This is a genomic window from Pseudomonas sp. Sample_16, assembly GCF_004307665.1.
Taxonomy (GTDB): domain Bacteria; phylum Pseudomonadota; class Gammaproteobacteria; order Pseudomonadales; family Pseudomonadaceae; genus Aquipseudomonas.
On the sequence record NZ_RCOB01000146.1, the window covers coordinates 58,390 to 75,160 of the forward strand.

General features: G+C 59.1%; 17 protein-coding genes and 1 other RNA gene. 4 read left to right on the plus strand and 14 right to left on the minus strand.

Features of this window, described 5'->3' with window-relative positions; translation table 11 throughout:
• Position 1 precedes the first annotated feature (1 nt).
• The 9 genes from mraY to rsmI form a co-directional block, all read right to left on the minus strand.
• On the minus strand, positions 2-1,084 hold the full coding sequence (gene mraY, locus D8U69_RS19505; protein WP_056853199.1) for a phospho-N-acetylmuramoyl-pentapeptide-transferase: 1,083 nt from the start codon (positions 1,082-1,084) through the stop codon (positions 2-4).
• The gene (gene murF, locus D8U69_RS19510) at positions 1,084-2,451 is read right to left on the minus strand and encodes a UDP-N-acetylmuramoyl-tripeptide--D-alanyl-D-alanine ligase (RefSeq protein WP_130907938.1); all 1,368 of its coding nucleotides are present in this window, start codon (positions 2,449-2,451) and stop codon (positions 1,084-1,086) included. The genes mraY and murF overlap by 1 nt, the downstream gene beginning before the upstream one ends.
• Positions 2,444-3,907 carry a UDP-N-acetylmuramoyl-L-alanyl-D-glutamate--2,6-diaminopimelate ligase gene (locus D8U69_RS19515; protein WP_130903603.1) on the minus strand — a complete coding sequence of 488 codons (1,464 nt, stop codon included), beginning with the start codon at positions 3,905-3,907 and terminating at the stop codon, positions 2,444-2,446. Before D8U69_RS19515 ends, murF begins: the two co-directional genes overlap by 8 nt.
• A complete protein-coding gene (locus tag D8U69_RS19520; RefSeq protein ID WP_177336557.1) occupies positions 3,907-5,646 on the minus strand; it encodes a penicillin-binding protein 2 in 1,740 nt (579 codons plus the stop codon). Before D8U69_RS19520 ends, D8U69_RS19515 begins: the two co-directional genes overlap by 1 nt.
• Entirely contained in the window at positions 5,646-5,939 is a 294-nt protein-coding gene (gene ftsL, locus D8U69_RS19525; protein WP_056853203.1) for a cell division protein FtsL, read from the minus strand. Before ftsL ends, D8U69_RS19520 begins: the two co-directional genes overlap by 1 nt.
• Positions 5,936-6,877: a 16S rRNA (cytosine(1402)-N(4))-methyltransferase RsmH gene (gene rsmH / locus D8U69_RS19530; protein WP_130903641.1), complete on the minus strand. Its 942-nt coding sequence runs from the start codon at positions 6,875-6,877 to the stop codon at positions 5,936-5,938. Before rsmH ends, ftsL begins: the two co-directional genes overlap by 4 nt.
• A 2-nt stretch (positions 6,878-6,879) precedes the next feature.
• Positions 6,880-7,335, minus strand: a complete 456-nt coding sequence (gene mraZ / locus D8U69_RS19535; protein WP_007917012.1) for a division/cell wall cluster transcriptional repressor MraZ — start codon at positions 7,333-7,335, stop codon at positions 6,880-6,882.
• Between the two features lie 355 nt (positions 7,336-7,690).
• An RNA gene (gene rnpB / locus D8U69_RS19540) (RNase P RNA component class A) lies at positions 7,691-8,044 on the minus strand.
• Between the two features lie 76 nt (positions 8,045-8,120).
• Entirely contained in the window at positions 8,121-8,993 is an 873-nt protein-coding gene (gene rsmI / locus D8U69_RS19545; RefSeq protein ID WP_056853205.1) for a 16S rRNA (cytidine(1402)-2'-O)-methyltransferase, read from the minus strand.
• Between the two features lie 208 nt (positions 8,994-9,201).
• On the opposite strand from rsmI, the gene D8U69_RS19550 reads away from it, so the two are divergent.
• The 4 genes from D8U69_RS19550 to D8U69_RS19565 all read left to right on the plus strand — a co-directional run bounded on the left by D8U69_RS19550 (position 9,202) and on the right by D8U69_RS19565 (position 12,645).
• On the plus strand, positions 9,202-11,013 hold the full coding sequence (locus tag D8U69_RS19550) for a penicillin-binding protein activator (protein WP_130907939.1): 1,812 nt from the start codon (positions 9,202-9,204) through the stop codon (positions 11,011-11,013).
• The gene (locus D8U69_RS19555; RefSeq protein WP_130907940.1) at positions 11,013-11,375 is read left to right on the plus strand and encodes a YraN family protein; all 363 of its coding nucleotides are present in this window, start codon (positions 11,013-11,015) and stop codon (positions 11,373-11,375) included. The genes D8U69_RS19550 and D8U69_RS19555 overlap by 1 nt, the downstream gene beginning before the upstream one ends.
• 101 nt (positions 11,376-11,476) lie before the next feature.
• Complete coding sequence (locus D8U69_RS19560) at positions 11,477-12,070, plus strand: phosphoheptose isomerase (RefSeq protein WP_007904374.1); 594 nt, start codon at positions 11,477-11,479, stop codon at positions 12,068-12,070.
• Positions 12,067-12,645, plus strand: a complete 579-nt coding sequence (locus D8U69_RS19565) for a BON domain-containing protein (RefSeq protein ID WP_056853208.1) — start codon at positions 12,067-12,069, stop codon at positions 12,643-12,645. The genes D8U69_RS19560 and D8U69_RS19565 overlap by 4 nt, the downstream gene beginning before the upstream one ends.
• 106 nt (positions 12,646-12,751) lie before the next feature.
• Here D8U69_RS19565 and D8U69_RS19570 read toward each other — a convergent pair whose 3' ends face one another.
• The 5 genes from D8U69_RS19570 to petA form a co-directional block, all read right to left on the minus strand.
• Positions 12,752-13,162: a ClpXP protease specificity-enhancing factor gene (locus D8U69_RS19570; protein WP_130907941.1), complete on the minus strand. Its 411-nt coding sequence runs from the start codon at positions 13,160-13,162 to the stop codon at positions 12,752-12,754.
• Positions 13,163-13,178: 16 nt separating this feature from the next.
• Complete coding sequence (locus D8U69_RS19575) at positions 13,179-13,796, minus strand: glutathione S-transferase N-terminal domain-containing protein (protein ID WP_056853210.1); 618 nt, start codon at positions 13,794-13,796, stop codon at positions 13,179-13,181.
• A gap of 150 nt (positions 13,797-13,946) precedes the next feature.
• Entirely contained in the window at positions 13,947-14,729 is a 783-nt protein-coding gene (locus D8U69_RS19580; protein ID WP_056853211.1) for a cytochrome c1, read from the minus strand.
• A complete protein-coding gene (locus D8U69_RS19585; RefSeq protein ID WP_056853212.1) occupies positions 14,729-15,940 on the minus strand; it encodes a cytochrome bc complex cytochrome b subunit in 1,212 nt (403 codons plus the stop codon). The genes D8U69_RS19580 and D8U69_RS19585 overlap by 1 nt, the downstream gene beginning before the upstream one ends.
• Positions 15,940-16,533 carry a ubiquinol-cytochrome c reductase iron-sulfur subunit gene (petA, locus tag D8U69_RS19590; RefSeq protein ID WP_056853213.1) on the minus strand — a complete coding sequence of 198 codons (594 nt, stop codon included), beginning with the start codon at positions 16,531-16,533 and terminating at the stop codon, positions 15,940-15,942. The genes D8U69_RS19585 and petA overlap by 1 nt, the downstream gene beginning before the upstream one ends.
• Between the last annotated feature and the right edge of the window lie 238 nt (positions 16,534-16,771).

The following is a 16,771-nucleotide window of genomic DNA, read 5'->3' on the forward strand; positions in this document are numbered from 1 at the left end:
TCTACCTCAGCTTCAGAGTGGCAAGGCCGACCAACACGAGAATCACGGTGATGATCCAGAAACGGACGATCACGCGCGGCTCGGGCCAGCCCTTGAGTTCAAAGTGGTGGTGAATCGGTGCCATGCGGAACACGCGGCGACCGGTCAGTTTGAAGGAGGCAACCTGAATGACCACTGACAGGGTTTCCATCACGAACACACCGCCCATGATGAACAGGACGATTTCCTGACGGACGATCACTGCAATGGTGCCCAGGGCCGCGCCCAGCGCCAGTGCGCCGACGTCACCCATGAAGACTTGCGCCGGGTAAGTGTTGAACCAGAGGAAACCCAGGCCGGCACCGATCAGCGCGCCGCAGAACACGATCAACTCACCGGCACCCGGTACATAAGGAATCAGCAGGTATTCGGCAAATTTCACGTTACCCGACAGGTAGCAGAAAATGCCCAGGCCACCGCCAACCATCACGGTCGGCATGATCGCCAGGCCGTCGAGGCCATCAGTCAGGTTGACCGCGTTGCTCGAACCGACGATCACGAAATAGGTCAGGACGACGAAACCTGCGCCCAATGGAATGCTGTAGTCCTTGAGCATCGGCAGGATCAACGTGGTTTCTACCGGAGTGGCCGCGGTCATATAAAGGAAGATCGCCGCGCCCAGGCCGAACACCGATTGCCAGAAATACTTCCAGCGGCTCGGCAAGCCACGGGAGTTCTTCTCGATCACTTTGCGGTAGTCATCGACCCAGCCGATGGCACCGAACAACAGGGTTACCAGCAACACGACCCAGACATAGCGGTTGGTCAGGTCAGCCCACAGCAGGGTGCTGACGCCGATGGAAGACAGAATCAACGCGCCGCCCATGGTCGGGGTGCCCGACTTGGACAGGTGCGATTGCGGACCGTCGTTACGAACGGACTGGCCGATCTGACGGTTCTGCAAAGTGCGGATCATCCACGGGCCATAGCACAGCGACAAAACCAGCGCGGTCAGTACACCGAGAATCCCGCGCAGGGTCAGGTACTGGAAGACCGCGAAGCCTTTGTAGAACTGTTGCAGATACTCCGCTAGCAGCAGCAGCATTAATGTTTCTCCAGACTGGTCCCGCACAAAGCGGCGACGATGTTTTCCATCGCTGCGCTGCGCGAGCCCTTGATCAAAATGGTGGTGTTTGTATCTTGCTCGGCGCCCAGGGCCTTGATCAGTTCAGCCTGAGTGCTGAAGTGAAAAGCCTGTGGACCGAAGGCGTTGACGGCGTGAACCATCATTGGCCCGACGGCGTACAGCGCAGAAACCTTGCCACGGGCGTACTCGCCCACGTCGCGGTGCCCCTGCTCCGCCCAATCGCCCAACTCGCCGATATCCCCGAGCACCAGAACGGTGCGGCCGGAAAAGCCGGCGAGTATATCAACGGCGGCGCACATCGAGGTGGGGTTCGCGTTGTAAGTGTCATCGATGACGCGCATGCCATTGCTGGCCAATTGCGCGACGGTACGGCCCTTGACCGGTTGCACCGCGCCAAGACCGGTGGCGATGCCGAACAGCGACACACCCAGGGCATGGGCAGCGGCAGCGGCGGCCATCGCGTTGGCAACGTTATGCGTGCCGAGCAGGTTCAGTTGCACGCGCTCCACACCTTCAGGGCTGTGCAAATTGAACGCCGGGCAACCACGGGCATCGGTGGTCAGGTCACTGGCAAAGAAATCGGCACTGCTGTTGCTCAAGGCGAATGTCAGCACCTTGCGTTCGCCGGCGCGCTTCTTCCAGATACCAAATGCCTTGTCGTCGAGGTTGAGCACGGCGATGCCATCGGCCGCCAGGCCTTCGATGATCTCGCCCTTGGCTTCGACGATTTTTTCCGGCCCGCCGAACTCGCCAACGTGGGCGGTCCCGGCGTTGTTGAGAATGGCTACGTGGGGTTTGGTCATGCCCACGGTGTAGGCGATTTCACCCAGACGCGAAGCGCCGAGTTCGATCACGGCAGCGGTGTGTTCCGGCGCCAGCTCGAGCAGGGTCAGCGGAACGCCGAGGTCGTTGTTCAGGTTGCCGCGGGTTGCCAGTACCGGACCGCGGGTCCGCAGGATGCTCGCGAGCATTTCCTTGACCGTGGTCTTGCCGCTGGAGCCGGTGACGGCTGCGACTTGCTGCGTGAAGGCCTGGCGATTCAGGGCACCCAACTGGCCGAGGGCCTGGCGGGTATCGCTGACCAGCAGTTGCGGCAGCGCGCTGTCGGCGACTTCGCGCTCGACCAATGCCGCCACGGCGCCTTTGGCCGCGACGTCATTCAGATAATCATGGCCATCGAAGCGTGGTCCGGCCAAGGCAATGAACAATTGGCCAGGCTTGATCGCACGGCTGTCGATACTGACGCCATCGAAACTGGCATCGGCAGAAATCAGGCGAGCATTCAGTGCGCTCGTCAGCTCGCTCAGTTTCAAAGCCTTAAGCATGGGCCACCTCCCACGCGGTCAAGGCATGATCGGCCTCAACCAGATCGGAGAAGGCATGGCGCTCTCCGTTGATTTCCTGATAGTCCTCGTGACCTTTACCCGCGAGCACGATCACGTCGTCCGCTGAAGCGTCGGCGATCAATTGGGCAATCGCCTGGCCACGGCCAGCAACGAAGGTGACTTTATCCACAGCGGTGAAACCGGCGCGGATGTCATCGAAAATCACCGCTGGATCTTCGGTACGCGGATTGTCGTCGGTCACCAGCACGCCATCGGCCAGGCGCTCGACCACTTCAGCCATCAACGGACGCTTGCCGCGATCGCGGTCGCCGCCACAGCCGAACAGGCACAGCAAACGGCCTTTGACGTGCGGGCGCAGGGCGGTCAGGACTTTTTCCAGGGCATCCGGGGTATGGGCGTAATCGACCACCACCAACGGCTGATTGCCACCGCCAAGGCGCTGCATGCGCCCGGCCGGGCCTTCGAGTTTCGGCAACACCTTGAGAATCTCGTCCAGCGCGTAATCCAGGCCGAGCAAGGCACCGACCGCCGCCAAGACGTTGCTCAGGTTGAATCGACCGAGCAAAGTGCTGCGCAAAAGGTGTTCGCCTTGCGGCGTGACCAGCGTGGCACGTACGCCTTCGTCATCGAACTGTGCTTCACGGCAATACAGGTAAGCGCTGCTGTCGAGCAGGCTGTAGGTGATCAGCCGCGACTCACGTTTTTCGGCGGCCAGTTGCCGGCCGAAATCGTCATCGAGGTTAACCACCCGACACTTGAGATCATTCCAGGCAAACAGCTTGGCCTTGGCGTCGCCATACGCCTGCATGGTGCCGTGATAGTCCAGGTGATCGCGGGACAGGTTGGTCATCACCGCCACATCAAAAGCCAACGCAGTGACACGACCCTGGTCCAGGCCATGGGACGAGACTTCCATGGCGACGGCTTTGGCACCGGCCTTTTTCAGGTCGCCCAGGGTCGCTTGCACGGCAATTGGATTCGGCGTGGTATGCAGGCCGCTTTCCAGCGCGCCGTAGAAACCGCAACCCAGGGTGCCGACGATGCCGCAGTGCTGGCCCAGCAGATCCAGCGCCTGGGCAATCAGTTGGGTCACGCTGGTCTTGCCATTGGTGCCGGTCACGCCGACCAGATTCAGATGATGGCTCGGCTCGCCATAAAAGCGCCCGGCAATGTCCGACAGTTGCGCTGCCAGGCCTTTGACCGGAATCAACGGCACTTCAGTGATCGGCAGCACGGTGGCGCCTTCGACTTCGTACGCCACAGCTGCGGCGCCGCGTGCCAGAGCATCGGCAATGTGCGCACGACCATCGAATTTGCCGCCCGGCACGGCGAGGAACAAATCGCCCGCGCGTACATTGCGGCTGTCGAGCGCCAATTCACGGATCAACAGATCGTGGCCGGCGTGGGGGAAAATCTTGTTCAGACTTAATGACATCAGCCGCGCCCTCCATTGGCTTTCAGTGGAACGACCGGCGTAGCGTTCGCTTGTTGAGTAGGTGGCAGGTTGTCCGGGGTGACGTTCATCAGGCGCAGGGTGCCGGACATCACGCGGCTGAACACCGGCGCCGATACCAGACCACCGAAGTAGCCGGCCTTGGTCGGTTCGTCGATGACGACCACGATGGCGTAACGTGGATCGCTCATCGGGCCGAAACCGGCGAACAGCGAGCGATACGAGTTTTCGGCGTAACCCTTGGCACCCACCGAAGTCTTGCGCGCAGTACCCGACTTGCCGCCCACGTGATACGCCGGCACTTGCGCACGGAACACACCGCGCGGAGCTTCGATCACTTGTTGCAGCATGGTTTGCATGGTTTTCGCGACTGTTTCGGGCAGCACTTGAGTGGTCTGCGGCGCTTTGTCGGTTTTGATCAGCGTCAGTGGTGCGAGGCGACCGTTGTTGGCCAACGCCGAGAAGGCGTGAACCAGCTGGATCGCGGTCACGGAAACACCGTAGCCGTAGGACAGCGTCGCGGTCTCGGCCTTGCGCCATTCACGGTAGTTCGGCAGGTTGCCGACGCGCTCGCCCGGGAAACCCAGGCCGGTGTCCTGACCGAGGCCGACTTTCTGTGCGAGACGGAAAATCGTCTCGCCACCGATATCGAACGCGATCTTGCTCATGCCCACGTTACTGGAGTTGATCAGGATGCCTGTCAGGTCGAGCACCGGACCTTCGGTCTTGGACACGTCCTTGATGGTGTATTTACCGATCTGCAAGGTCCCCGGGTACACCTCGACGGTATCGCTCGGTTTCCAGCGCCCGGTTTCGATCGCGGCGCTCATCGAGATCGCTTTCATCGTCGAACCGGGTTCGAACACGTCGATCATCGCGCGGTTACGCATCATCGCCGGTTGCAGGTTGCGCCGGTTGTTCGGGTTGTAGGTCGGTTGGTTGACCATCGCGAGAATCTCGCCGGTCTTCACGTCCATGATCACCAGGCTGCCGGCCTTGGCGCCGTTCTCGATGATTGCATTACGCAACTCGCGGTTGGCCAGGTATTGCAGGCGCAGGTCAATGGACAACGCCAAGGGCTTTCCGGCCTTGGCGTTTTTGGTGACCTGGACATCCTTGATCAACCGGCCGCGCCGGTCCTTGATAACCTGCCGTTTGCCCGGCACCCCGGCCAGCCATTCGTCATAGGCCAGTTCGACACCTTCGCGACCGTGATCGTCGATATCGGTGAAGCCGACCATATGCGCGGTCACTTCACCGGCCGGATAAAAACGGCGGAATTCTTCGATACCGTAGACACCCGGCACTTTCAGATCGAGCACAGACTGGCCTTGCTCAGGCGTCAGCCCGCGCACCAGGTAAATGAATTCTTTATTGGCCTGGGCTTCAAGGCGCTCAGCCAGGGCTTTCGGATCTTGCCCGAGCGCCGCGGCGAGTGCTGGCCACTTCTCCTTGGCCAGCTGCATTTCCTTGGCGTTGGCCCACAGGGTGGTCACCGGCGTACTCACGGCCAACGGCTCGCCGTTACGGTCGGTGATCAAGCCACGGTGTGCCGGAATCGGAATATGACGAACGCTGCGCGCGTCGCCCTGACCTTTCAGGAAGTCACGGTCAACCACTTGCAGATCGATGATGCGCCAGGCGATTGCTGCCACCATGACACCGAGCAAGCCCAGCACCAGACGGAAACGCCACGGAAAGAGTGCGCCTTCAAGTTTCATCATGGCGCCACCATCTGCACTTCGGCGGCGCCCGGAATGCGCATTTTCAGTTGTTCGGTGGCGAGCACTTCGATACGGCTATGGGCGGTCCAGGTGCTCTGCTCCAGAATCAACCGACCCCATTCCGCCTGCGCCTTGTCGCGCACGCTCAACTCGCCGTAAAGCGAGTTCAGCAATTGGCGGCTCCAGTGCGCGCTGTAAGACACGCCGATGGCCGACACCAGCACGCCGACAAACAGCAGCAGCATGAAAAAGCTTCCGCCGGGCAGTGGCTTGGCGAAAAGCTTGCTCACCGAAGTTTCTCCGCCACGCGCATGACGGCGCTACGGGAACGTGGGTTGGCTTTGAGTTCGGCGTCGGAGGCCGTCTGCGCTTTGCCATGGACTTTGATTTTCGGTTCGAATGCCACGTGGCGAACCGGCAGGTTGCGTGGCAGGTTGTCGGCTTCGCCTTTCACCAGCTTGCGCATGAACAATTTGACGATGCGGTCTTCCAGCGAGTGGAAGCTGATCACAACCAGACGACCACCGATTTCCAGGCATTCCAGAGCGGCTTCGAGGCCGGCTTCCAGATCGCCCAGTTCGTTGTTGACGTGAATACGCAGCCCCTGGAACGCTCGGGTAGCAGGGTTTTTGCCTTTTTCCCAGGCAGGGTTGGCGACTTTCAACACCTCGGCAAGATCGGCAGTACGCTCGAACGGCTTGATGTCGCGGCGTTCTGCCACTGCACGAGCCATGCGTCCGGAAAAACGCTCTTCGCCGTATTCCTTGAATACCCGGGCAATTTCTTCCACGGGCGCGGTGTTGACGAACTCCGCAGCACTGATCCCGCGGGACGGGTCCATGCGCATGTCCAGTGGGCCATCGTTGAGGAAACTGAAGCCGCGTTCAGGGTCGTCGAGCTGCGGCGAGGACACACCGAGGTCAAGCAGAATGCCGCTGACCTTGCCCTTCATGCCGCGCTCGGCAACTTCAGAACCCAGCTCGGCAAAGCTGCGCTGCACAACGACAAAGCGGCCGTCTTCGGCCGCTAGCGTCTGCCCGGTGGCAATCGCTTGAGGATCCTTGTCAAATCCGAGCAAACGACCATCGGGACCGAGCCGGCTGAGGATCAATCGGCTGTGCCCGCCGCGCCCGAACGTGCCATCCAAATAGCAGCCATCAGGACGTACGGCGAGAGCCTCGACGGCTTCGTCAAGCAGTACGGTGATGTGGTTAAAGCCGCTATCAATAGTCACAGGATCAGATCACGCAGTTCATCAGGCATCGCGCCCGGTTGTTGAATAGCAGCCAGGTCAGCGGCAGAAACCGCATTCCAGGCATCCTCGTCCCACAATTGGAACTTGTTCAGTTGGCCTACCAACATCGCGCGCTTATCCAATTTGGCATATTCACGAAGACGCGGCGGAACCAGAAAACGACCACTGCCATCGAGCTCGAGGTCGACGGCATTACCAATCAGTAAACGTTGCAGGCGGCGGTTCTCTTCGCGAAGCGAAGGCAGTGCGCGCAGTTTGGTTTCAATAATTTCCCACTCATCGAGGGGGTAAACACACAAACACGGATCAACGGCATCAATGGTGACGATCAACTGGCCGGAACTGCGCGAATCGAGCTCGTCACGGTACCGGCTCGGCATAGCGAGACGGCCCTTTGCATCGAGACTGATTGCGTTGGCTCCGCGAAACACGTCAGCGTTTCTCCAAATATTAGCGTTTTGCGTTCAAAAAACCCACTTCATGCCACTTTCCGCCACTTGCGCACACTATAGGAATGCGCCTACCGCACCGTCAAGGCGCGCAGTAAAGGAAAAGCCTTACAGAACTGAGATTTAGGAGCATAAAAGGAGGGGTAACGGGAATCTGGCGGATGAAAATGACCAATAACTTGAACCAGCACGGAAGGCTGCGCCCGGAAGTTAAAGTAATTTATTAAGAGTAAGATTTTTTTGGTATTACAACCGGGGTTCTGCAGATGATTGTGTAAGAGGGGAAATTGCTATCACCAACACTCTGCTCAATGATTTAAGCAGAGGGGAGAAAAAGGTGGAGAGTCGATCTGTAAGCCGGGTTCTGTCTTGAACAGTCATTCGTCTACGATGGCCATCACTGGACATCTTTAGCAACCTACCCGGTCCCAGCGCGGGCCACGCCTTGGGACCCTATTTGGTCTTGCTCCAAGTGGGGTTTACCTAGCCACGAACTGTTGCCAGACGTGCGGTGCGCTCTTACCGCACCTTTTCACCCTTACCGGCGCCGAAGCGCTTAGGCGGTTATTTTCTGTGGCACTTTCCGTAGGCTCACGCCTCCCAGGCATTACCTGGCACTTCGCCCTATGGAGCCCGGACTTTCCTCCCCCCCCTAATTTTCATAGAGGGCAGCGACTGTCCGATCGACTCTCCGCCGCGAAGGTTAACGGCAGAGCGTGCGAAGAACAAGCGCTAAAAGCCTTCAACCACGCCTGCGCGTCGGGTTTTTACTCGCCCTTCTGTTTATCCAGAGCGACTTGATAGAGAACATTCTTACGCTCGCCGGTAATTTGCGCCGCCAATGCCGCCGCGCGCTTGAGCGGCATTTCTTCGAGTAACAGATTCAGCACGCGCATTGCCTCGCTGCTGACTGCATCTTCAGACTCGGGCACTGTCCAGCCAGCGACCAGCACCACGCATTCGCCGCGCTGTTGATTGCTGTCCGACTCGACGAACTGCCGCAACTCGCCCAGTGGCAAACCCTTCAGCGTTTCAAAGGTTTTCGTCAGTTCGCGAGCAAGCAGCGCTGGACGTTCTGGCCCGAACACCAACTCCATGTCCTGCAGGCATTCCAGAATACGGTGCGGCGCCTCGTAGAAAATCAGCGTGCGCGGCTCTTCCTTTACCAGCTCAAGACGCGCACGTCGCCCAACGGCTTTGGCCGGCAGGAAACCTTCGAAGATGAAACGGTCCGACGGCAGACCCGCCGCCGACAAAGCCGCCACCAACGCACAGGCACCCGGCACGGGCACCACATTGATCCCGGCAGCGCGAGCCTGGCGCACCAGATGATAACCAGGATCAGAAATCAGCGGCGTACCGGCATCGGAGATCAGCGCCACATCGTCACCCGCGAGCAGACGGGTAATAAAGCGACTGCCTTCATCGCGCTCATTGTGCTCATGGCACGCTGCGAGCGGCGTTGGAATGCCGAAGTGCTGCATCAAACGCTGGGAGTGACGAGTGTCCTCGGCGGCGATCAAGGCAACATCACGCAGGATCTTCAGCGCGCGCGCACTGATGTCGTCCAGGTTGCCGATGGGCGTCGCCACCACATAAAGCGAGCCAGCAGCGGAATTCAAAGCACCTGGAGCAGTCAAAGCGCACACCTCATGATCGATAAAGCGGGCATTGTAACCCGTAGCGGCGCTTGCGATACGCGTGAGCAATGCTCGCTTTTGCCGCGTTTTGTGCCGCACAGCAACAATTGCGCAAGCTAAATTGATCGATTCACGCCACTAACATCGCGCCCCGGCCAGTGCTTGGGTACAATTCCACGCTAATTTGATCGAGTATCAGGAACACTACATGATCGCTTGCCTGCGGCTGTTCACTGCCCTCTGCCTCGCTGCCTTGCTGGCGGCTTGCGCCAGCTCGCCCTCCTCCAGCCTTGGCGAACTTCCACGGACCCCGGATGCCAGTATCGAGCAACTGCTCGAGAAGGCCGCCCAGAGCAAATCGCCGGAGGATGCAGCATTGCTGCGCTTGAGCGCAGCTGACCTGGCCTACCGCCAGGGTAATGCCGCCCAGTCCGCACAAATCCTGCAACAAGTACCCGTCGAGCAACTCAAGCCCGGCCAGCAGGTATTCGCCAGCACACTGGCCGCCGAATTGGCGATGACCCGCAACCAGCCAAAAGCCGCGTTGACGGCCTTGAGCCATCCGAGCCTGCAACGCCTGGGCGAATTGCCTGAAGAACAGCAGGTCCGCACCGGCACCGTTCGCGCCCGCGCGCTTGAAGCCGACGGCCAGACCCTGGCTGCCGCACGGGAGCGGATCTTCATCGCGCCGATGCTCAAAGATGAAGCGGCCAGCAAAAACCATGAAGCGATCTGGGTATTGATCGCCTCGCTGCCGACCGATCAATTGCAGCCCAACACCACCGATGACCTCGGCGGCTGGATGGGCCTGGCACTGGCGGTGAAAACTGCCGGCACCCTGGAACAGCAGCAGGCTGCCATCGACAACTGGCGTGAGCAGAATCCGAAACACCCGGCCGCCGCCCAGTTGCCACTGCCACTGACCAAACTCAAGGAACTGGCCAGCCAGCCCCTGAGCAAAATAGCGTTGTTGCTGCCACAAGACGGCCCACTGGCCTCGGTGGGCAAGGCGCTGCGCGAAGGCTTCATGGCCGCTCACTATCAGGCCCAACAAGCCGGGCAGAAGCCGCCAGCCATCGAGTTCTATGACAGCTCGAAACTGTCCTCCCTCGACGAGTTTTATCGCAAGGCCCAGGCAGACGGCGTGCAACTGGTCGTCGGTCCGCTTGAGAAGCCACTGGTCAAACAGCTGAGCACTCGCCCGCAACTGCCAATCACCACCCTGGCACTGAACTACAGCGAAGGCGAACAAGGTCCGCCCCAGCTGTTCCAGTTCGGGCTTGCCGCTGAAGACGAAGCCCGCGAAGTCTCCCGCCGCGCTCGCGCCGACGGCCTGCATCGCGCTGCCATCATGGTGCCGAAAGGCGAATGGGGCGATCGCGTGTTGCGTGCGTTCAGCCAGGACTGGCAAGCCAACGGCGGCAGCATCGTTGCCACCGAACGCGTCGACCAGCCAGTGCAACTGGCCCAGCAGATTGCCGACATGTTCCAGCTGCGTCAGAGCGAAGGTCGCGCCAAGAGCCTGCAAAGCACCGTAGGTTCGCAGGTCGCCGCCCAGCCTTCCCGTCGCCAGGATATCGAGTTCATCTTCCTCGCTGCCACGCCGCAACAGGCCCAGCAGATCAAGCCGACCCTGAACTTCCAGTACGCCGGCGACGTTCCGGTCTACGCCACGTCGCACGTGTTCAGTGCCAGCGGTGATGCAAACCAGTACAACGACATGAACGGCATCCGCTTCTGCGAAACCCCATGGTTGCTGGACGTCAATGATCCGCTGCGCCAACAAGTCACGGCACAATGGCCGCAAGCCGCCGGTAGCCTGGGCCGCCTGTACGCAATGGGCGTCGACGCCTATCGCCTGGCGCCACGCCTGGGTCAACTCAAGGCGCTGCCGGATAGCCGCATCGAAGGCCAGTCGGGCAGCCTCGGCATGACCCAGAACCAGCGTGTCGTGCGGCAGTTGCCGTGGGCAGAGTTCGTCAACGGCCAGGTTCAACGCCTGCCGAACACCCAACGCTGATGCCTGAGAGGTCACGCCGGCAAAGCGGTCAGGATGCCGAGCGCCATGCGCTCGAGCATCTTCAACAACAAGGTCTGCGCCTGCTGGCGCAGAACTGGTTGTGCAAACGCGGCGAGCTTGATCTGGTCATGCTTGATGGCGATACAGTAGTATTCGTTGAAGTTCGCTACAGAAAAAACACTCAATGGGGTGGCGCGCTCGATAGCATTGATGAGCGCAAACGGCAGAAACTGATTTTTGCCGCGCAGTATTTTCTTCAGCGCGAGTCGCGCTGGGCCAATTCCCCTTGCCGTTTCGACGTGATTGCCATCGACAGCAATCTCAATCAGTTGAACTGGTTGCAGAATGCCTTCGACAGCTGATTGCCTGCACCACGAAGCGGATACAACCCAACATTTTTGCTCTTTGTTTTGCGGGCTGCACTTTCACGTGCCGGACAGCCGCGCTCATTAAGGTCACACAGATGGACATGCAATCCAGAATTCGCCAGCTTTTTCAGGCCAGTATCGACACCAAGCAACAGGCGATGGACGTACTTGCACCGCACATCGAGCAAGCCAGCCAGGTCATGGTCAACGCACTGCTCAACGAAGGCAAAATGCTCTCCTGCGGCAACGGCGGTTCCGCCGGTGATGCCCAGCACTTCTCGTCGGAGCTGCTCAATCGCTTCGAACGCGAACGCCCGAGCCTGCCGGCCATCGCGCTGACCACCGACAGCTCGACGATCACCTCGATCGCCAACGACTATAGCTACAACGAAATCTTCTCCAAGCAGATCCGCGCGCTGGGTCAACCCGGCGACGTATTGCTGGCGATTTCCACCAGCGGCAACTCGGCAAACATAATTCAAGCGATCCAGGCCGCACATGATCGCGAAATGATTGTCGTAGCATTGACCGGTCGCGATGGCGGCGGCATGGCGTCGTTGCTGTTGCCCGAGGACGTGGAGATTCGCGTACCCGCCAACGTCACTGCACGCATTCAAGAAGTCCACCTGCTGGCGATCCATTGCCTTTGCGACTTGATCGACAGCCAACTGTTCGGGAGTGAAGAATGACCCCTAATCGCCTCGGCCTACTGGCCCTGACCCTGTGCCTCGGCATCAGCGGCTGCACCTCGGTGGTTAATGCCAGCCGTGAAGCACCGATTGAAGACGACCGCGGCACCCGCACCTTCGGCAGCAAGATCGATGATTCGCTGATCGACACCAAGGTCGGCGTGAACATCGCCAAGGCTGACCCGGCGCTGGATAACGACTCGCACATCGTCGTGACCAGTTTCAACGGCGTGGTGCTGCTCGCCGGCCAAACCCCGCGAGCCGACCTCAAGGCCAAGGCCGAACAGGCCGCCGCTGCCGTTCAGCGCGTGAAGACCGTTCACAACGAACTGCAAATTCTCCCACCCTCCGGCTTCCTGGCCCGCCAGAACGACACCTGGCTGACCTCCAAGATCAAGACACAGATGCTCACCGACCCGAACATCCCCGGTTCGCGCATCAAGGTCGTCACCGAGAACGGTATCGTTTACCTGCTGGGCTTGCTGACCAAACAGGAAGCCGCCCAGGCAACCAACCTGGTGCAGGGAGTTTCCGGCGTTCAGAAGATTGTGAAGTTGTTCGAGTACATTGACTGATCCTCTCAGCGATGGCGATTTTGACAACGCCACCGCCCCGTAGGAGCCAGCAAGCTGTGCTCCTACAAGTAACAAAAAAGGCGATCCTTCCGGATCGCCTTTTTTGTTATTTCACTACCTTCAAGCTCGGTCGACCGCTGGGGCGCGGCGGCTCGCTGTCCGGTGGCGGAACATCATCCGGCTCGATCTCTTCGTCCTCGCCCATAGGCGACTCGAGATCGAAGACCATGCCCTGACCATTCTCCCGGGCGTAGATGCCCAGGATCGATGCGATAGGCACGTACAACGTATGCGGCACTCCACCAAAGCGGCCTTCGAAGCTGACTGCTTCGTTGTCCATGTGCAGATGTCGCACGGCTTGTGGCGATACGTTCAGGACAATCTGCCCGTCACTGGCAAAACCTTGCGGCACTTGCACCGAGGGATACTCGGAATTCACCAGCATGTGCGGGGTGCAATCGTTATCAACAATCCACTCGTAGAGCGCGCGGACCAGATAAGGTCGACTGGAGTTCATAGCGGCTCCTTAAGCCTTAGCGCATATCGCGTTCGACGCCAGACAGACTCGCCTGGAAAGCCTCACGCGCAAACTGGCGCTCCATGTAATCAAGCAGCGGCTTGGCTGGCCGCGGCAGTTCTATACCCAGAATCGGCAATCGCCAGAGTATTGGTAATAGGCAGCAATCCACCAGACTTTGTTCCTCACTGAGGAAAAACGGCTTGTCGGCGAATAGCGGCGAAACGCCGGTCAGGCTCTCGCGCAGCTCTTTACGTGCCACGACACGGGCCGCTTCCTTGGTCCGCGAATCCAGAATCAGATCCACCAACCCACACCAGTCCCGCTGGATGCGGTGCATCAGCAGGCGGCTGTTGGCACGCGCCACCGGATAAACCGGCAGGAGCGGCGGATGCGGGTAACGCTCATCCAGATATTCCATTACCACCGTTGACTCCCACAACGCCAGGTCACGATCGACCAGGGTGGGCAAGCTGCCATAAGGGTTCACTTCGATCAGTTTAGGCGGCTGACGGCCAGCTTCAACGTAAATGATCTCGGCGCTGACACCCTTCTCTGCCAGTACGATTCGCACTCGGTGGGAATAGTGGTCGGCGGGGTCGGAGTAACAGGCCAACCGATTGGTCACGCCCATGGCGATCCTCCTCGCTTGTAGAAATTATCGGAAGCGGAAAAACGAGCGCGCCCAGAGGGCGCCTCCCGTAACGCCTGGATCACCAGACTCGTTACATTTTCAGAGGCGCCCTTGGGCGCGCGCGATTAACAGCAATAGCTTGAAGCTTTATCAGTGCACATCTTTCCAGTATTCGCGCTTGAGCAAATAGGCGAATACGAAGAAGAACGCGAGGTACAGCAATACATACGTACCGATGCGCTGATGTTGCAGCTTAACCGGGTTAGCCGAGTAAGCCAGGAAGGTTACCAGATTCTTGACCTTCTCATCGAACTGCTCTTCGGTCAAAGCACCGCTTTTCGGCACGATGGTCAGCTGATCGCACGCTTCATGGGTCAGCGCAGTACCGGTCAGCGGATCAAATTGCTTCTTGCCGTCTTCGACGATCTGAACCTGTTTGCAACCGACGACCTGACGACCTTGCAAGCCCACCAGAACGTTAGGCATACCGACGTTCGGGAAGACCTTGTTGTTCACACCCCAAGGACGCGACGGATCTTCATAGAACGACTTCAGGTAACCATAGAGCCAGTCGGTGCCGCGAACCCGGGCAACCAGGGTCAGGTCGGGCGGAGCCGCACCAAACCAGGCCTTGGCGTCAGCCGGCTGCATGCCGATGTTCATGTGATCGCCGATCTTGGCGCCAGTGAACACCAGATTCTCCAGCATCAGTTCGTGAGGAATGCCCAAGTCATCGGCAACACGCTCGTAACGCTGGAACTTGGCGCTGTGGCAGCCCATGCAATAGTTGGCGAAAGTGCGTGCGCCGTCCTGCATGGCTGCCTTGTCGGAAACGTCGATGTCGACTTTTTCCAGCTCCGGCCCAGCTTGTCCAGCAGCGAATGCGAACACCGGCAGCGCCGCAAGCATCAATACAGCAAATAGTTTTTTCATCAGCCAGTCACCCTTTCCGGAACCGGTTTGGTCTTCTCGAGCCTGGTGTAGAACGGCATCAGAATGAAGTAGGCGAAGTACAGGAAGGTGCAGACCTGCGACAGCAACGTACGACCTGGCGTCGGAGCCAGCACGCCCAGCACACCCAGGATCACGAACGAGATGCAGAACACGAAAAGCCAGATCTTGCTCAGCCAGCCCTTGTAGCGCATGGACTTGACCGGACTACGGTCGAGCCACGGCAGGACGAACAGCACAGCGATGGCCGCACCCATGGCGATTACACCCAGGAGCTTGTCCGGAACCGCACGCAAGATCGCGTAGAAAGGCGTGAAGTACCAGACCGGCGCAATATGCTCAGGCGTCTTGAACGGGTTGGCCTGTTCGAAGTTCGGCTTCTCGAGGAAATAACCGCCCATTTCCGGGAAGAAGAACACGATCGAGCAGAAGATGAACAGGAACACCACCACGCCGACGATATCTTTCACGGTGTAGTACGGGTGGAAGGCGATGCCGTCCAGCGGTACACCGTTTTCGTCTTTGTGCTTCTTGATGTCCACGCCGTCCGGGTTGTTCGAACCCACTTCGTGCAGCGCCAGGACGTGCAGCACCACCAGACCCAGAATCACGATCGGCAGGGCGACCACGTGCAAGGCGAAGAAGCGGTTCAGGGTAATGCCGGAAATCAGGTAGTCACCGCGGATCCACTGAGTCAGGTCGTCGCCGATGAGCGGGATCGCACCGAACAGCGAGATGATCACCTGGGCGCCCCAATAGGACATCTGACCCCATGGCAGCAGGTAGCCCATGAAGGCTTCAGCCATCAGCGCCAGGTAGATCAGCATGCCGAAGACCCACACCAGCTCGCGCGGCTTCTGGTACGAACCGTAGAGCAAGCCACGGAACATATGCAGATAGACCACGATGAAGAACGCCGAAGCGCCAGTGGAGTGCAGCAAACGCAAAATCGAGCCGTACTCGACGTCGCGCATGATGTATTCGACAGAAGCAAATGCCTCTTCAGCCGACGGGGTGTAGCTCATGGTCAGCCAGACACCGGTGACGATCTGGTTGACCAGAACCAGCAGAGCCAGGGAGCCAAAGAAATAGAAGAAGTTGAAGTTCTTCGGGGCGTAGTACTTGCTGAGATGGTCTTCCCACATCTTGGTCGCGGGAAAGCGCGCATCAACCCAATCCATGAACTTGCTCATCACGCTTTCTCCGTATCGATGCCAATGACAATGATGTCATCGGTCTCATAGGAATGCGGGGGAACTGGCAGGTTCAAAGGCGCAGGTTGTGCCTTGTAGACGCGGCCAGCCAGGTCGTAGTGGGAGCCGTGGCAAGGGCAGAAATAGCCACCAACCCAGTCCTTGCCCAGGTCAGCAGGTGCCACTTCGGGACGGAATGTCGGCGAGCAACCCAGGTGGGTGCAGATACCGATCAACAACAGAACTTCAGGTTTGATCGACCGCGTTTCCGGATCGACATAGGTCGGTTGTGTCGAGTTCTTGGAGGTCGGGTCAGACAACTGGCCCTCGATCTTCTTCAGATTCCCCAGGATTTCCTGTGTACGGCGGACGATGAATACCGGCTGACCGCGCCACTCAGCAATCATCTGCTGGCCTGGCTCGATTTTGCTGACATTCACTTTCACCGGTGCACCTGCGGCTTTCGCCTTGGCACTGGGAAACCATGACCCCACGAACGGGACCGCAGCCCCCACCGCTCCTGCAGCACCCACCACGGATGTGGCTGCTACCAAGAAGCGACGCCGGCCTGCATTCACGCCGTCATTGCTCATTCAGTCCTCTCCCATCAGCTTTGTGGCCTGTTAAATCAGGCATCTACTAAGTAAATCTGTGCACTTATAAAAATTTTGCCGAATGGTAATGAAAAGCCCCAATTCTGACAAGGTAATTACCCCGAGGCACCACTGCCAAGCCTTGTAGTATAGGGGGTCTGCGGATGTGGCAAGTTGTCACAGCGCAATTCTTTGATAAATCTCACGCATAAAAAAACGCCCGGTTCCGTGAGGAATC

Excerpts from the sequence above, each read along its gene's own strand:
- mraY (WP_056853199.1), bottom strand. The coding sequence starts at position 1,084 with ATGCTGCTGCTGCTAGCGGAGTATCTGCAACAGTTCTACAAAGGCTTC.
- murF (WP_130907938.1), bottom strand. The coding sequence starts at position 2,451 with ATGCTTAAGGCTTTGAAACTGAGCGAGCTGACGAGCGCACTGAATGCT.
- D8U69_RS19515 (WP_130903603.1), bottom strand. The coding sequence starts at position 3,907 with ATGTCATTAAGTCTGAACAAGATTTTCCCCCACGCCGGCCACGATCTG.
- D8U69_RS19520 (WP_177336557.1), bottom strand. The coding sequence starts at position 5,646 with ATGAAACTTGAAGGCGCACTCTTTCCGTGGCGTTTCCGTCTGGTGCTG.
- D8U69_RS19550 (WP_130907939.1), top strand. The coding sequence starts at position 9,202 with ATGATCGCTTGCCTGCGGCTGTTCACTGCCCTCTGCCTCGCTGCCTTG.
- D8U69_RS19555 (WP_130907940.1), top strand. The coding sequence starts at position 11,013 with ATGCCTGAGAGGTCACGCCGGCAAAGCGGTCAGGATGCCGAGCGCCAT.
- D8U69_RS19560 (WP_007904374.1), top strand. The coding sequence starts at position 11,477 with ATGGACATGCAATCCAGAATTCGCCAGCTTTTTCAGGCCAGTATCGAC.
- D8U69_RS19565 (WP_056853208.1), top strand. The coding sequence starts at position 12,067 with ATGACCCCTAATCGCCTCGGCCTACTGGCCCTGACCCTGTGCCTCGGC.
- D8U69_RS19570 (WP_130907941.1), bottom strand. The coding sequence starts at position 13,162 with ATGAACTCCAGTCGACCTTATCTGGTCCGCGCGCTCTACGAGTGGATT.
- D8U69_RS19575 (WP_056853210.1), bottom strand. The coding sequence starts at position 13,796 with ATGGGCGTGACCAATCGGTTGGCCTGTTACTCCGACCCCGCCGACCAC.
- D8U69_RS19580 (WP_056853211.1), bottom strand. The coding sequence starts at position 14,729 with ATGAAAAAACTATTTGCTGTATTGATGCTTGCGGCGCTGCCGGTGTTC.
- D8U69_RS19585 (WP_056853212.1), bottom strand. The coding sequence starts at position 15,940 with ATGAGCAAGTTCATGGATTGGGTTGATGCGCGCTTTCCCGCGACCAAG.
- petA (WP_056853213.1), bottom strand. The coding sequence starts at position 16,533 with ATGAGCAATGACGGCGTGAATGCAGGCCGGCGTCGCTTCTTGGTAGCA.